This is a genomic window from Rhodococcus sp. 14C212 (genome assembly GCF_011058195.1).
Classification (GTDB): Bacteria; Actinomycetota; Actinomycetes; order Mycobacteriales; family Mycobacteriaceae; genus Rhodococcus; species Rhodococcus aetherivorans.
In genome coordinates this window covers 40,740-56,100 of record NZ_JAALEH010000020.1, presented here as the reverse complement: position 1 = coordinate 56,100, position 15,361 = coordinate 40,740, and the positions used below count along the sequence as shown (strand labels likewise).

The following is a 15,361-nucleotide window of genomic DNA, read 5'->3' as shown; positions in this document are numbered from 1 at the left end:
CCGACCTGACTCGTCCGGCAGCGCGCTGCCGGCCTCACAGTTGCGGGACAGTGCCGGATTGCACCGGACTTCACCGAGACGCTGCGGCACCCCGCCGGGAAGCGGGGTCACCGCAGCGTATCGCAGGACCCGGGGTCCGGGGACGGCGGCCCGAAGCCGTCAGTGCGCCGAGACGCGCTTCTTCCGTTTCGGAATCAGGTGCGCGATCAGGACGATGATCGCACCCACGACGAGCCCGACGAGGGCGGACACCACGGTCCCTGCAGTCCAGGACAGAACCCCGCTGAAGCCGCCGTGCACGAGCTCGCCGAACCAGTGTTCGAGGTCGTGGAGGCGATCGACCGGCCAATGGAATCCCGCCTCGCCGACGTTGACGAGCAGGATGTGGCCACCGACCCACAGCATCGCGGCGATCCCGACCACGGTGAGCACCGTCATCACCTTCGGCATCGCGGCCACGAGCCCCCGCCCGATTCGTCGGCTGAACGACGATCGGCGTCGGGCGAGCGACAGGCCCACGTCGTCCATCTTCACGATCAGCGCGACCGCGCCGTACACCAGGGCGGTGATGAGGATCGCGACGACGACGAGCACCGCCAGCCGGGTGAGGAACGGTTCGTCCTCGACCGACGCCAGCGAGATCACCATGATCTCGGCCGACAGGATGAGGTCGGTGCGGATCGCGCCGCTGACCATGGACTTCTCGACTTCGGGTCCGCTCAGCGCTGCGGGTGTGTCGTCCTCGTGGTGACCGCCGGTGAGTGCTTCGTAGACCTTCTCGGCCCCCTCGTAGCACAGGAACAGACCACCGGCGATCAACAGGTAGGGCAGCGCCTGGGGCAGGAACTCGCTCAGGAGCATCGCCACCGGCAGGATGATCAGGAGCTTGTTGCGGATCGACCCGGTCGCGATCTTGCGGATGATCGGCAGTTCACGATCGGGGGTGAATCCGTGCACATAGCGCGGGGTGACGGCGGTGTCGTCGACGACGACACCTGCCGCCTTGACGCCGGCCTTACCGGCCGCGGCCCCGACATCGTCGATGGACGCCGCGGCCGCTTTCGCGATTGCCGCGACGTCGTCCAACAGGGCGACGAGACCACCAGCCACGGGAACCTCCCACAGTTCGGCTGTGCAGAGCCGATCGAACGACACGCAGTTGCGGGTCGACACCGTACGTTACCGAAGCGTACCGATCACGGAGCCGGCTCTCCTTCGGCGTTCGGCGCGGCCGGTGTCATCGACCCGGCGGGCCCGGGGGGCAGATCGGAGTCCGCGATGCCGGCACGGCCCCGACGTGGCCGTCGCCTCCGACGTGGCCGCGGGCTACTTCAGCGCCTGCTCGAAGTCCTCGAGCAGGTCCTCCGGATCCTCGAGCCCCACCGACAGCCGGACCACACCGTCGGACAGGCCGATCGCCGCCCGGCCCTCCGGTCCCATCGCCCGGTGCGTCGTCGTCGCGGGATGGGTGATCAGCGACTTGGCGTCGCCGAGGTTGTTGGAGATGTCGACGATGCGCAGCCCGTCGAGCAGTTCGAACGCACGCTTCTTGCCCTCGCCTTCGGGGGCGTCCAGTTCGAAGGTCACGACCGTGCCGCCGCCGCTCATCTGGGACCTCGCCAGGTCGTACTGCGGGTGCGACTCGAGGAACGGGTACTTGACCCACTTGATCGCGGCGTGGCCCTCGAGGAAGCGGGCGATCCGCGCGGCCGACTCCACCGAGTGCCGGATCCGCACCGACAGAGTCTCGAGGCCCTTGAGCAGGGTGTGGGCGTTGAACGGGCTCAGCGCCGGGCCGGTGTGCCGGATGAGATGCTGCACCGGGCCGTCGATGTAGTCCTGCGGGCCGAGGATCGCCCCGCCGAGCACGCGGCCCTGGCCGTCGATGTGCTTGGTGCCCGAGTACACGACGATGTCGGCGCCGAGATCCAGGCTGCGCTGCAGCAGCGGCGTGGCGAAGACGTTGTCGAGCACCACCTTGGCACCGGCGGCGTGGGCCATCTCGGAGACCCGGCGCACGTCGACGAGGGTCTGCATCGGGTTGGACGGCGTCTCGAAGAAGACCGCGGTCGTGGGCACGGACAGCGCCTGCTCCCACTGGTCGAGGTCCTCGCCGTCGACGAACACCGTCTCGACGCCCCAGCGGGGCAGGATCTCGTTGCACACCACGAAGCAGGAGCCGAACAGGCTGCGGGCGGCGACCAGGCGGTCGCCCTTGCCGAGCAGCGCGGCGAGGGAGGTGAACACCGCCGACATGCCGGAGGCGGTGGCGTAGCAGCCCTCGGCGCCCTCGAGCAGCCGCAACCGCTCCTCGAACATCTTCACGGTCGGGTTGCCGTACCGGGAGTAGACGAAGTGGTCCACGTCGCCCGTGAACGCCTGCTCCGCGGCCCCGGCCGATTCGTAGACGAAGCCGGAATTGAGGTAGATCGCCTCGGAGGTCTCCTCGAATCCGGACCGCATGGTGCCGCCGCGCACGCCGAGCGTGGCGGGACGCACCGATGCCGGCAGCGGCCGCTCGAAGGCGCCGCCCCTGGGAATTGCGCTCACGACTGCCTCCACGGCAGGCCCGCGGCCCGCCAGCCCTCGGCTCCGCGATGCCTCTCGGCATCGAGGCCGCCTTCGAATCCTTCGACGATGTTGTACGACGGGGCCAGGCCCGCCGCGGTGGCCGCTTCCGCGGCCGCGATGGAACGATGTCCCGAGCGACACAGGAACACGATCGGCCCGCCGGTCACGCCGGCGTCCTTCAGCTGCTCGACGAACCCCCCGTTGCGGGCACCGTCCGGGTAGCGCACCCACTCGACGAAGACGGTGCGGCGCCCGATGGGGGAGGTCTCGGGGACCCCCACGTATTTCCATTCGGCGTCGGTGCGCACATCGACGAGCACGGCGTCCGGGTTCTCGCGCAGCAGCTCCCACGCTTGCTGCGGCGTTATATCACCTGCGTAGCTCACCGCCCCAGCTTTTCACAGTTCCCGGCGAGCCGACCAGGCGGGCGGGTGGTGCCGGTCCCCGATCAGAAGGTGCAGACCCGCCAGACGTCGTCGATCCGGACGAACTGCCACGTGGCGGTCTGCTCGTTCCCGTCGAACCGGGCGCGCACGTCGGCGGTTCCCCGATCGCCGTCCGTCTCGACGTTCTCGACGCCCGCGAGCTGCACCTCGCCGTCGACGCCGGCCAGCGGGGCCCGGTCGGCGGGGAGCCGGTCGCAGCGCAACCGGTCCTGCGCGGTGGCGTCGCCGGCGTTGTGCGCGCGGACGTAGTCGTCGACCGTGCGCACGACGAGTTCGGTCCCGGAGGTGCTGCTGTCCGACGGCGACACCAACTGGGCGACGAACACCCCGACGACGAGCACCACGATGATCGCGAGCGCCGCGAGGAACGGCGTCGCGCTGCTGCGGTCCGTTTCGTCCGGGTCGGGTTCGGGTGCGCGTTCGGCTGCCATGGGGCGATCCTAGGCCGCGCCGGCACGGCCCCACGCGGGCGCATTTGCCCCAATAAACCCTCTCGAGGTAGGAATTGCCCATGGCCTCTACGCACCTCGTTCGACGTCTCGCCGTCGACCTGTGTCGAGTGAGCGCCCACATGTGTTGTCGCTGAAGCGATTTCTCGTCACGCCCGGTTCGTCGCGCACTTTCTGCCGCTCCCGCGTGCCCACCGCAGCCACCCCTGCCGGCTCCCTTCCTCAATTAAGCTGAACCACGTCCGTCCGCACACCGAAGAGGTAGTTGACCCCTGATGACCGATCAGACTCGTCCCCTTCGCGTCGCGATCGTCGGTGCCGGCCCCGCCGGTATCTACGCCGCCGATGCGCTCATGAAGTCCGACACCGAGGTCAGCATCGACCTGTTCGAGCGGATGCCCGCCCCGTTCGGTCTCATCCGCTACGGCGTGGCCCCGGACCATCCGCGTATCAAGGGCATCATCACCGCCCTGCACAAGGTGCTCGACAAGCCCCAGGTCCGGCTGCTCGGCAACCTCGACTACGGCACCGACATCACCCTCGACGACCTGCGCCGCTTCTACGACGCGGTGATCTTCTCCACCGGCGCCAACGCCGACCGCGCCCTGAACATCCCCGGCATCGACCTCGACGGCAGCTACGGCGCCGCCGACTTCGTCTCCTGGTACGACGGCCACCCGGACGTGCCCCGCAGCTGGCCGCTCGAGGCCGAGAAGGTCGCCGTGCTCGGCGTCGGCAACGTCGCCCTCGACATCGCCCGCGTGCTGGCCAAGACCGGCGACGAGCTGCTGCCGACGGAGATCCCCGCCAACGTCTACGAGGGCCTGAAGAACAACAAGGCCGTCGAGGTGCACGTGTTCGGCCGCCGCGGTCCCGCCCAGGCCAAGTTCACCCCGCTCGAGCTGCGTGAGCTCGACCACTCGCCCACCATCGAGGTCATCGTCGATCCCGAGGACATCGACTACGACGAGGGCTCGGAGGCGGCGCGCCGCAATTCCAAGCAGGTCGACATGGTGGCCAACACCCTGCAGGACTGGGCCATCCGCGACGTCGGCGACCGTCCGCACAAGCTGTTCCTGCACTTCTTCGAGTCCCCCGCCGAGATCCTCGGCCAGGACGGCAAGGTCGTGGGCCTGCGCACCGAGCGCACCGAGCTCGACGGCACCGGCAACGTCCGCGGCACCGGCAAGTTCCGTGACTGGGAGGTCCAGGCCGTGTACCGGGCCGTGGGCTACCTGTCGCAGAACATCGCCAAGCTGCCGTTCGACGAGCAGGCCGGCACCGTGCCCAACGAGGCCGGACGCGTCGTCGCGGACGACGCCGCCGAGGGCACCGCCCGCTACCTGTCGGCGACCTACGTCACCGGCTGGATCAAGCGCGGCCCCGTCGGCCTGATCGGCCACACCAAGGGCGATGCGAACGAGACCGTCGCGAACCTGCTCGCCGACCGGGCGCAGGGCCTGCTCAACACTCCCGAGGACCCGTCCGAGGACGCGATCGTCGCCTTCCTCGAGGACAAGCAGCTGCCGTACACCACCTGGCAGGGCTGGTACCGCCTCGACGCGCACGAGCGCAGCCTCGGCGAGGCCGAGGGCCGCGAGCGCGTCAAGGTCGTCGAGCGCGAGGACATGTTCCGCGCCTCGGAGCCGCACAAGGCCTGACGCCTCCCGCTCCCCCGCCGTGGCCGAATGTCACATCGATTCGTTCGGATCGACACGATGTGACATTCGGCCACAGCCGTATCCGGCGGCTGCGACGCTCAGGTGAGCAGCACCGCGCCGAGCCACACGCCCGCGGCGACGAGACCGCCGAGCAGCTCGACGAGGATCGACAGCGCCACCGCCTTGGTCGCGTGCACGGTCGAGAGCCAGGCGTCACGGTGAGTGCGGTGCCGCTGCACCTCGGACAGGTACGTGCCGAGCAGGAAACCGAGCAGCAGACCGATCACGGGGACGACGAAGAAGCCGACGATGCCGAGCAGGCCGCCGGCGACGATCGAGCGCGTCGGCACCCCGGCCCGTCGCATCCGTCCGCCCGGCCACGTGTACTTCACGATGCCGGTGACCAGCAGGGCCGTCGTCGCGACGGCGAAGACCGTCCACGCGACGGCGCCGCCGGTGACGACGGCCCAGACCGCGATCGCCCCGAAGATCAACAGGGTGCCCGGCAGGATCGGCACGACGATGCCGACGAGGCCGACGAGGATCGCGAGCCCGACGAGGACCTCCGCGCCGGCGGTCACGGCGCCACCGGCCGCACGCGCGACGCCGCCTCGACCGCGCGGGCCCGCGCGGTCTCGACGTCCGGGCCGGTGGACACCGCCACACCCATGCGACGACGGACGAACGACTCGGGCTTGCCGAACAGCCGGAGGTCGGTTTCGGGCACCGACAGCGCGTCGGCGACGCCCTCGAAGGCGATGCCGGCGGCATCGATGCCGCCGTAGATCACCGCCGACGCCCCGGGCGCGAGGAGCGTGGTGTCGACGGGCAGGCCGAGGATCGCGCGGGCGTGCAGCTCGAACTCGGAGTAGCGCTGCGAGCGCAGGGTCACAAGGCCGGTGTCGTGCGGGCGGGGGCTCACCTCGGAGAAGAACACGTCGTCGCCCGCGACGAACAGTTCCACGCCGAAGACGCCGCGGCCGCCGAGCGCGCCGGTCACCGTCGCCGCGATCTCCCGGGACCGGTCCAGCGCCCGCTCGCTCATCGGCTGGGGCTGCCAGGACTCGACGTAGTCGCCGGCGCGCTGCAGGTGCCCGATCGGTTCGCAGAAGAACGTCTCGACCTCCCCGGACGGCCCGACGGCGCGGACGGTGAGCTGGGTGATCTCGTACTCGAAGTCGACGAAGCCCTCGACGATGACCCGGCCGAGGGCGACACGTCCGCCGGCGAGCGCGTAGTCCCAGGCGGCGGCGATGTCGTCGGGGGTGCGGACCGTGGACTGGCCCTTGCCGGACGAGGACATCACCGGCTTGATCACGCACGGGAAGCCGACCTCGGCCGCGGCGGCGCGGACCTCGTCGAGGGATTCGGCGAAACGGTACGGGGAGGTGGGCAACCCGAGTTCCTCGGCGGCGAGGCGGCGGATGCCCTCCCGGTTCATCGTCAGCCGGGTGGCGCGCGCGGTCGGGATCACCTCGGCGAGACCGCGCTCCTCGACGATCGCGAGCGCGTCGGTGGCGATCGCCTCGATCTCGGGTACGACCAGGTGGGGTCGTTCGGCCTCGACGAGCGCGAGCAGGGCCTGCGGGTCGCTCATGTCGACGGTGTGCGCGCGGTGCGCCACCTGGTGCCCGGGCGCGTTCGGGTACCGGTCCACCGCGATCACCTCGACACCGAGCCGTTGCAACGCGACGACCACCTCCTTGCCGAGCTCCCCCGCGCCGAGCAGCATGACGCGCAGGGCTCCGGGAGTGAGCGGGGTGCCGATTCGGGGTGAGACCATGAGGGGACTATATGTGCCCCGCAGGTCGCACCTGGAGGACGCGATGGACGTCGCAGAGCCGAACCTCGAGTCGGACACCGGACGGTTCTTCACCACGGCCGGCATCGACCCGGCCGACGAGGTGGAGTGGCAGCGGCGCGACGCCCGCATCGTCCACCACGGCACCGGTGCGGTCGTGTTCGAGCAGCGCGACGTCGAGTTTCCCGCCGCCTGGTCCCAGATCGCCACCGACATCGTCGCGCAGAAGTACTTCCGCGGCACCCTCGGCACCGACGCGCGGGAACGCTCGCTGCGCGACGTCGTCGCCCGCATCGTGGACACCATCACCGCGTGGGGCGCGTCCGACGGTCACCTCGACGACCCGGAGGCGTTCGCCGCCGAGCTGACGTACCTGGTCCTCACGCAGCGGGCGTCGTTCAACAGCCCCGTGTGGTTCAACATCGGGGTGCCCGACACCCCGCAGCAGGCCAGCGCGTGCTTCATCCTGTCGGTCGAGGACAGCATCGACTCGATCCTCGAGTGGTACCGCCAGGAGGCGGTGATCTTCAAGGGCGGGTCCGGGGCGGGTGTGAACCTGTCGCGCATCCGGTCGTCGGCCGAACCGCTGGCGGGCGGGGGCACCGCGTCGGGTCCGGTGAGTTTCATGCGCGGCGCGGACGCGTCGGCGGGCACCATCAAGTCCGGCGGCAAGACGCGCCGGGCCGCGAAGATGGTGATCCTCGACGTCGACCACCCCGATATCGAGGAGTTCGTCGACTGCAAGGCGATCGAGGAACGCAAGGCGCGGGTACTGGCCGCGGCCGGCTTCGACATGGGACTCGACGGTCGCGACATCCATTCGGTGCAGTACCAGAACGCCAACAACTCGGTGCGGGTGACCGACGAGTTCATGCAGGCCGTCGCCGACGGCGCCCAGTGGCCGCTGCGCGCGGTGACCACCGGGGCGACGGTGCGCACGGTGCCGGCCCGCGACCTGCTGCGCCGCATCGCGGCCGCCGCGTGGGAGTGCGCCGACCCGGGCCTGCAGTTCGACACCACCATCAACCGGTGGCACACCGCGGCCGCGACGGGCCGGATCAACGGCTCGAATCCGTGTTCGGAGTACATGCATCTGGACGACTCGGCATGCAACCTGGCGAGCCTGAACCTGCTGGCGTTCCTGCGCGACGACGGCACGTTCGACGTCGCCGGGTTCCGGCACGCCGTCGCGGTCGTGCTCACCGGCCAGGAGATCCTCGTCGGCCGCGCCGACTATCCCACCGACCGCATCGCGCGGACCTCACGCCGGTTCCGGCAACTCGGTCTCGGCTACGCCAATCTCGGGGCGTTGCTGATGGCCCTGGGGCTGCCCTACGACAGCGACGCCGGACGGGCGTACGCCGCGACGCTCACCGCGCTGATGACCGGGCACGCGTACGCGGTGTCGGCACGGCTCGCGCGCCGGCTCGGGCCGTTCGACGGCTTCACCGAGAACCGGGAGCACACCCTCGCGGTGCTGTCCCGTCATCGCGGGGCCGTCGACGACATCGACGAACAGGCCGCGCCCGCCGACGTTCTCGCCGCGGCGCGGGAGGACTGGGACACCGCGTGCGCCCTCGCCGCGGAACACGGGGTACGCAACAGCCAGGTGACGGTCCTCGCGCCGACCGGCACGATCGGCCTGGCCATGGACTGCGACACCACCGGCATCGAACCCGATCTGGCGCTGGTGAAGACGAAGAAGCTGGTGGGCGGCGGGACGCTGTCCATCGTCAATCGCACGGTGCCGCGGGCATTGTCGCGGCTCGGTTATGCCCCGGACAAGGTGGCCGAGCTGCTCACCCACATCGACACGCACCGCACCGTCGTCGGCGCGCCGCAGTTGCGGCCCGAGCATCTGCCGGTCTTCGCGACGTCGATGGGAGACAACGTGATCGAGCCGCGCGGCCACGTCCTGATGATGGCCGCGGTGCAGCCGTTCCTGTCCGGCGCGATCTCGAAGACGGTCAACCTGCCGGAGCCGGCGACGGCGGCGGACATCGAGGAGCTGTTTCTCGACGCGTGGCGGCTCGGGCTCAAGGCGATCGCGGTGTATCGCGACAACTGCAAACTGGGACAACCGTTGTCGGCCACGGCGGCCCCGGCCGCGACGACGGCCCCGGCACCGCGGCGGGAACGGCTGCCGCGGCTGCGCCGGTCGCGCACCTTCGAGTTCCGCGTCGCGGACTGCAAGGGCTTCGTCACCGTCGGCCAGTACGACGACGGTCGTCCGGGCGAGATGTTCCTGCGGGTGGCCAAGCAGGGCTCGACCCTGGCCGGAATCATGGACGCGTTCTCGATGGCGGTCAGTTACGGCCTGCAGTACGGGGTTCCGTTGCGTACGTTCGTCAACGCGTTCACCAGTACGCGGTTCGAGCCGGCGGGCATCACCGACGATCCGGACCTTCGGATCGCGACGTCGATCCTGGACTACATCTTCCGGCGCCTGGCGGTGGAGTACCTCGACGCGGACGAGCGGGCCGAACTCGGCATCCGCACCGGTGCCGAGCGCAGCGCGCCCGTCCTCGACGACGCGGTGGCCGACACCCGGCAGGGCCGCGCCCGCCACAGCGACGCGCCGTACTGCATGCAGTGCGGGGTGCAGATGCAGCGCTCGGGTTCCTGCCACGCCTGTCCGTCGTGCGGCAGCACCAGCGGGTGCAGCTGACGAGGTCGCGGTTGCGCCGAGGGGGACGTTGTCGCGGCATCGTGCGGGTGGCGTCGACGAGAACCGCCCCCTCGCGGCGACGCCGGCCCTAGCCGGTGGCCTCCATCAGCGACAGCACATTTCCGTGGGGGTCGCGGAACCACGCGACCCGCATGCCCTCGGGTGACGTCCACGCGTCGTGTTCGTCCTGGGCCATGCCGTTGTACCGGATGAATTCGACGCCCTTGGCGCGCAGCGTGCCGACGGTCTCGTTCAGGTTCGGTACCCGCCACCCCAGGGCGGTGTAACCCGTATCGGCGCGGGACTGCACCAGCGTCACCCGTACGGGCGAGCCGCCGCCCGCGTCCAGAATCAGCGTGAAGTGGTCCCGGGACAGCTTCTCGAAGCCGAGGGTGTCGACGTAGAACATCTCCGAGATGTCGAGATCGGTACTGGGCAGGAAGCTCACGAGCTGACCGCTGATCGTCATGGGAACCACTGTGCGCCTCACCCCGCGGCCAGGCAAGGTTGCGGCAACCCGTGTGTGGCGGGGCCGGGGTACTAGCATCTGCTCGTATGAGCACCTCCGAGATCGCGACCGTCCTGGCCTGGCACGACGCTGTCAATTCCAACGACATCGAGACCCTGCTGGCGTTGTCGAGCGACGACATCGTGCTCCCCACCGGGGACGACGACGAGGACCAGGGCCTCGACGAACTGCGGGAGTGGGCGACGACGGCGGGCGTGACGTTCCGGCCCGGCCGGATGTTCGTGCACGAGGGGATCGTCGTGGTCGAGGAGACCGCCACGTGGGCGGCCGATCCGGAGCACCCGCGCGAGGAGGCGATCGCATTCCGGGTGGTGGGCGACCATGTCGTCTCGGTGTACCGGCACGACACCCTCGAGGAGGCGTTCGAGGCCACCCGGCTGAACGAGGGGGACCTGTACGAGGGATAGCCGCGCGCCATGACCCTCGACACATTCTAGCGATCGCTAAGGTAGCCTCCTCGGGGAATGATCCCAACGCACCCCGAGTGAGGTTCGACGAGTGTCCGCAGAAGCTGTTGAGAAGAAGGGTCCGCTCGCGGGTATCCGCGTCGTCGAGTTCGCGGGACTCGGCCCCGGCCCGCACGCCGCCACCCTGCTCGCCGACCTCGGCGCCGACGTCGTGTGCGTGCAGCGGCCGGGCCTGATCCCGCCCGCCGGTCACCGCGACCAGATCCAGCGCGGCCGCCGCGTCGTCGAGGCCAACCTGAAGGATCCCGAGCAGGTCGAGAAGGTCCTCCGGCTGGTCGAGCGCGCGGACGTCCTCATCGAGGGCTTCCGCCCGGGTGTGACCGAGCGCATGGGCCTCGGCCCGGACGTCGCGCTGGCCCGCAACCCGCGCCTGGTCTACGGGCGGATGACCGGCTGGGGCCAGGAGGGCCCGCTCGCCCACGCCGCCGGCCACGACATCAACTACATCTCGCTGACGGGCGTGCTGCACGCCATCGGGCGCAAGGGTGAGCGGCCGGTGCCGCCGCTGAACATGGTCGGCGACTTCGGCGGCGGCTCGATGTTCCTGATCTTCGGCATCCTCTCCGCCCTCGTCGAGCGCCAGAGTTCCGGCAAGGGGCAGGTCGTCGACGCCGCGATGGTCGACGGCGCGCTGGCGCTCTCGCACATGATGTGGGCGTTCCGCGGCCGCGGCGTGTGGTCGGACGAGCGCGGCGTGAACCTCCTCGACACCGGCGCGCCGTTCTACGACGTGTACGAGACCGCCGACGGCAGGTACATGGCAGTCGGTTCCATCGAGCCGCAGTTCTACGCGCTGCTGCTGCAGGGCCTCGAGCTCGATCCGGCCGAACTGCCGCAGCAGCTCGACACCTCGGCGTGGCCGCAGATGAAGAAGCTGTTCACCGAGAAGTTCCTGTCCAAGACCCGCGACGAGTGGGCCGCGATCTTCGACGGAACCGACGCGTGCGTCTCCCCGGTGCTCACGTTCGGCGAGGCCCCGGCCAACCCGCACATCGCGGCCCGCGGCTCGCTGATCGAGCTCGACGGCGTCACCCAGCACGCCCCGGCGCCCCGGTTCTCCCGTACCCCGGCGGGCCCTCCGGCCGCGCCGGCCGGCGAGGCCACCGACATCGACTCCGTCTGGCGCTAGGCAGCGGAGCTGCCGGTGTGTCCTTCGGGCTGCCCTGACGGCCCGAAGGACACACCGGCGCCGCAGGCGCCTACAGGAGGTGCACGGCGCCCGTGTCGACCGCGTCCTGCAGGAACGCCGGGGACACGTCCGGGCGACCGGCGCGGCCCCTGCCCGCGGTGAGCTCGTCCGCGAGCCGGCGCGCGACGTCGAGCACGAGCGGGCCGCCGTCCGGCAGGAACCGGCGCAGACCCGCGTGTTCGCACCGCGCGGCGACGGAGGCCAGCAGGGTCGCCGCTTCCTCGTCGTGCCCGGCCGCGGCCAGGCACGCCACCTCGAGCCGCTCCGCGCGCAGCAGTCTCCGTTCCCGGCGGCTGCCGCGCAGCAGTTGCACCCACTCGCCGGCCCACCGGCACGCCAGCTCGGTGTTCTCCGGCGTGGGGTCGGCGAGCAGCCCCCGGATGGCCGTGGCCTCCTCGAGCTGCGCGGTCCACGCCGCCGTGCCGTGGTCGGGGCGCGGCCGCGTCCCGTACGCGACCGGCTGCTGCCGCGGCGCCGCCGGCAGCGGTCCGAGACCGAGCCGGACGCGTTCGTTCTCGACGGCCGCCGCGAGCCGCTCCAGGTTCATGGCGGCGGCCGCGCGGGCACCGTCCGCCAGTCGCGACACCACCGCCGCGCGGTCGCCGCGCACCGCCTTGAGCCGGGCGCCGACGACGTACCGCGAGATCTTGAAATCCACGACGCCGCCCTCCGAGCCGAGGGCGTAGCCGTCGTCGAGCAGCCGCTCGGCCTCGTCGAGCTCGCCCCGCTCGTAGAGCAGCTCGCCGAGGATCGACCCGGCCAGCATCGCGGCCGACGAGTGCCGGCCGATGCGCCGCGCCGCGCGCAGTCCCGCACGGAAATGCTCCTCGGCCCCGGCGACGTCGAGCTGCTCGACCGCGGCCAGCCCCAGCAGGGCGCGAGCGTGCATGGTGTTGTAGGGACCCTCGTTGAGTTCGTGGTACGGCTGCGCCACCTGCTGCAGCCGAACCACCTCGTCGTAGTCGGCCCGGTAGACCGCGGCGAACGTGGCGACGTTGAGCCCGGACGAGATCACCAGCGGCGGCAGCGTGGCGGCGCGGGCCAGGCAGTGCTCGACGAGATCGTCGGCGCGCTCCAAGCGGTCGCGGCGCAGGGCGACGATGCTGCGCACGACCTCGACCTCGACGGCGATGTCGGCCGCCTCCTCGGCGTTCACGCCGTCGGCCGCGACCGCCGCCTCGACCACGTCCAACGCGTGCAGCGCCGGCGCCGAGCGGTGCAGCAGAATGTTCCCCCACGCGATCGACAGCTGCAGGTGGATCCGGTTCGCCACGGTGCGGCGCGGCAGTTTGGCGACGAGCCCGAGCAGCGTGGTGGCGTGCCCGTGCTCGATCATGCGGCGCCCGTTCTTCTCGACGAGGTCGACGGCGCGTTCCTCGTCGCCCGCGGCGAGGGCGTGGTCGACCGCCTCGCCGACCATCGCATGGCTCTCGTACCATTCCGACGCGGTCCGGTGCAGGGCCGGGATGCGCTCGGGGTGCTCCCGTTCGAGCCGCTGCCGGAGGAACTCGGCGAACAGCGGCTGATACCCGAACCAGCGGCCGTCCTCGTCGATCCGGTGCAGGAACAGGTCCCGGTCCTCGAGGTCCTCGAGCAGGGCCTGACCGCGTTCGTGCCCGGTGAGCGCGGTGGCGAGGCTGCCGCAGATGCGTTCGGTCACCGCGGTGGTGAGCAGGAACTCGACGTCGTCCGCGGGCAGCGACTCGAGCACGTTCTCGGCGAGGAAGTCGCCGATCGCCCGGTGCCGGCCGGACAGGTGGGAGATCAGTTCCCCGGGGTCCTCGCGCCCGCGCAGCGACACCGCCGCGAGCTGCAACGCGGCCGCCCACCCGTCGGTGGCGGCGGTCAGGTCGGCGACCTCGTGGTCGTCGAGTTCCAGGCCGGCGAGATCGACGAGGAAGGTCCGCGCCTCGGACTCGTCGAATCGCAATGCCTCGTAGTCGATCTCGACGAGCTCGTCGCGGACCCGCATCCGGCTCGTCGGCAGTCCCGCGCGGGTCCGGCCGACCACCACGAGCTGCATGTGGTGGCAGCCGTTGTCGAGCAGGAATGCCATCGCCGCGACCGTCGCGGGGTCGTCGACCCGATGCCAGTCGTCGATGATGACGACGAGTCGCTCACCGGCTCTGTGGATCTCGTCGATGAGCGAGGTGAGCACGTAACGTTCGGCCTCGTCGCCGTGTTCGTCGAGCACCTGGCCGAGCTCGCGGGCCAGCGAGGGCCGCACCTGTCGGATCGACTCGACGAGGTGGGTCAGGAACCACACCACGTTGTTGTCGTCGTGGTCGACGTTGAGCCAGGCGACGGGCACGTTCCTCTCGGTGAGCACGTAGCGCCACTGCAGTGCCAGCATGGTCTTGCCGAATCCCGGCGGCGAGTGGATGACGGTCAGTTTCCGGCGCTGCTCGGTGTCGAGGACGGCGAGCAGGCGCCGCCGCGGCACGAGCCGGCGTGTGGTCGACGGCGGCCGGAACCGGGTCGCCGGCACCGGGGGGGTCGTGGCCCGCACGCCGGACCGATAGGTGCTCCGCCGCTCCGCCACGGACGGCGACGGAGGGTGACCGGGCTCCGAGCCCGGCTCGAGTTCCCCGGCCACCGGCAGCTCGTCCACCGGCAGCCCCTCGTCGGCCTGCACCTCGCGCAGCAGCTCCCCGAACTCGGCGGCGGTCGCGGGCCGGGCCTGCGGGTCCACCGACATGGAACGCTCTATCGCCGAGGACAATCCGTCCGGGACGCCCTGCTCGCGCAGGTCCGGGACGGGCTGGGTGGTCACCCGCACGAACTGCGTCACGACCCGCTCGCCGCTGCGCCGTTCGAATGCCGCGTGCCCGGTCAGCGCGCAGAACAGCGTGGCGCCGAGGCTGTAGACGTCCGAGACGGGGGTGGGCACGCGGCCGCTGAGCACCTCCGGGGCCGTGAACGCCGGCGACCCGGTCACCTCCCCCGTCACCGTCTCGAAGCCCCCGCTGATGCGGGCGATCCCGAAGTCCGTCAGCTGCGGCTCGCCGAACTCGGTGAGCAGGATGTTGGCCGGCTTGACGTCGCGGTGCAGGATGCCGACGCGGTGGCCGGTCTCGAGGGCGCCGGCCAGCTTGATGCCGATCCGTACCACCTCGGCCCACGGGAGGGGTCCGGAGCGGCGCAGCTGCGCGTCGAGCGAGTCGCGCGGGTGGTACTGCATCACGAGGTACGGGCGCCCGGATTCGGTGGTGCCGACCTGCAGGACGTTGACGATGTTCGGATGCCCGGACAGCCGTCCCATGGCGCGCTGCTCGCGCAGGAACCGCTCGAGGTTGTCGGTGTCCATGTGGGAGGTGAGGACCTTCACCGCGACCGGGCGGTCGAGCGCGGTCTCGTAGCAGCGGTAGACGACACCGAATCCGCCGCGCCCGATCTCGCGCGCGTCGTCGAATCCGGCCGCGGCGAGTTCGGCAGCGAGGTCGAACCCGATGTCGCGCTGCGTCGCGTACGGATCCTTTTCGGCCACAGTCGCTCTCGCATCCGTCCGAAGTGGCGGCTCGCGGACGGCCACAACGGCGTGACCGCCCGTGCGTACCCCTCGAGCATAACGCCGCGGACC

At 70.9% G+C, this 15,361-nt stretch carries 12 protein-coding genes; 4 read left to right on the top strand and 8 right to left on the bottom strand.

Going from position 1 to position 15,361, the window contains the following annotated elements; translation table 11 throughout:
* Window positions 1–159 precede the first annotated feature (159 nt).
* The 4 genes from G6038_RS11815 to G6038_RS11800 form a co-directional block, all read right to left on the bottom strand.
* Window positions 160–1,110, bottom strand: a complete 951-nt coding sequence (locus tag G6038_RS11815) for a DUF808 domain-containing protein (RefSeq protein ID WP_346772801.1) — start codon at window positions 1,108–1,110, stop codon at window positions 160–162.
* A 216-nt stretch (window positions 1,111–1,326) separates the two neighbouring features.
* The gene (locus tag G6038_RS11810; RefSeq protein ID WP_165037838.1) at window positions 1,327–2,550 is read right to left on the bottom strand and encodes an O-succinylhomoserine sulfhydrylase; all 1,224 of its coding nucleotides are present in this window, start codon (window positions 2,548–2,550) and stop codon (window positions 1,327–1,329) included.
* Window positions 2,547–2,957: a rhodanese-like domain-containing protein gene (locus G6038_RS11805; RefSeq protein ID WP_165037836.1), complete on the bottom strand. Its 411-nt coding sequence runs from the start codon at window positions 2,955–2,957 to the stop codon at window positions 2,547–2,549. Before G6038_RS11805 ends, G6038_RS11810 begins: the two co-directional genes overlap by 4 nt.
* Window positions 2,958–3,019: 62 nt before the next feature.
* The gene (locus G6038_RS11800) at window positions 3,020–3,448 is read right to left on the bottom strand and encodes a hypothetical protein (RefSeq protein WP_165037834.1); all 429 of its coding nucleotides are present in this window, start codon (window positions 3,446–3,448) and stop codon (window positions 3,020–3,022) included.
* Window positions 3,449–3,741: 293 nt separating this feature from the next.
* Here G6038_RS11800 and G6038_RS11795 point away from each other — a divergent pair, with 293 nt between their 5' ends.
* Window positions 3,742–5,127 carry an FAD-dependent oxidoreductase gene (locus tag G6038_RS11795; protein ID WP_165037832.1) on the top strand — a complete coding sequence of 462 codons (1,386 nt, stop codon included), beginning with the start codon at window positions 3,742–3,744 and terminating at the stop codon, window positions 5,125–5,127.
* Between the two features lie 98 nt (window positions 5,128–5,225).
* On the opposite strand, the gene G6038_RS11790 is transcribed toward G6038_RS11795, so the two are convergent.
* Both G6038_RS11790 and purT read right to left on the bottom strand, forming a co-directional pair.
* Window positions 5,226–5,708: a DUF456 domain-containing protein gene (locus tag G6038_RS11790; RefSeq protein WP_165037830.1), complete on the bottom strand. Its 483-nt coding sequence runs from the start codon at window positions 5,706–5,708 to the stop codon at window positions 5,226–5,228.
* A complete protein-coding gene (gene purT / locus G6038_RS11785) occupies window positions 5,705–6,910 on the bottom strand; it encodes a formate-dependent phosphoribosylglycinamide formyltransferase (protein WP_165037828.1) in 1,206 nt (401 codons plus the stop codon). The genes G6038_RS11790 and purT overlap by 4 nt, the downstream gene beginning before the upstream one ends.
* Before the next feature lie 43 nt (window positions 6,911–6,953).
* On the opposite strand from purT, the gene G6038_RS11780 reads away from it, so the two are divergent.
* Window positions 6,954–9,596 carry a vitamin B12-dependent ribonucleotide reductase gene (locus G6038_RS11780; RefSeq protein ID WP_165037827.1) on the top strand — a complete coding sequence of 881 codons (2,643 nt, stop codon included), beginning with the start codon at window positions 6,954–6,956 and terminating at the stop codon, window positions 9,594–9,596.
* Between the two features lie 88 nt (window positions 9,597–9,684).
* On the opposite strand, the gene G6038_RS11775 is transcribed toward G6038_RS11780, so the two are convergent.
* Window positions 9,685–10,065 (bottom strand): VOC family protein, encoded by a 381-nt coding sequence (locus G6038_RS11775; protein ID WP_165037826.1) that lies wholly within the window; start codon window positions 10,063–10,065, stop codon window positions 9,685–9,687.
* Between the two features lie 86 nt (window positions 10,066–10,151).
* On the opposite strand from G6038_RS11775, the gene G6038_RS11770 reads away from it, so the two are divergent.
* Window positions 10,152–10,532, top strand: coding sequence for a nuclear transport factor 2 family protein (locus G6038_RS11770; RefSeq protein ID WP_165037824.1), 381 nt, complete (start codon window positions 10,152–10,154; stop codon window positions 10,530–10,532).
* A gap of 91 nt (window positions 10,533–10,623) precedes the next feature.
* On the top strand, window positions 10,624–11,721 hold the full coding sequence (locus G6038_RS11765; protein WP_165037822.1) for a CaiB/BaiF CoA-transferase family protein: 1,098 nt from the start codon (window positions 10,624–10,626) through the stop codon (window positions 11,719–11,721).
* A gap of 70 nt (window positions 11,722–11,791) precedes the next feature.
* Here G6038_RS11765 and G6038_RS11760 read toward each other — a convergent pair whose 3' ends face one another.
* The gene (locus G6038_RS11760) at window positions 11,792–15,268 is read right to left on the bottom strand and encodes a serine/threonine-protein kinase (RefSeq protein ID WP_165037821.1); all 3,477 of its coding nucleotides are present in this window, start codon (window positions 15,266–15,268) and stop codon (window positions 11,792–11,794) included.
* Between the last annotated feature and the right edge of the window lie 93 nt (window positions 15,269–15,361).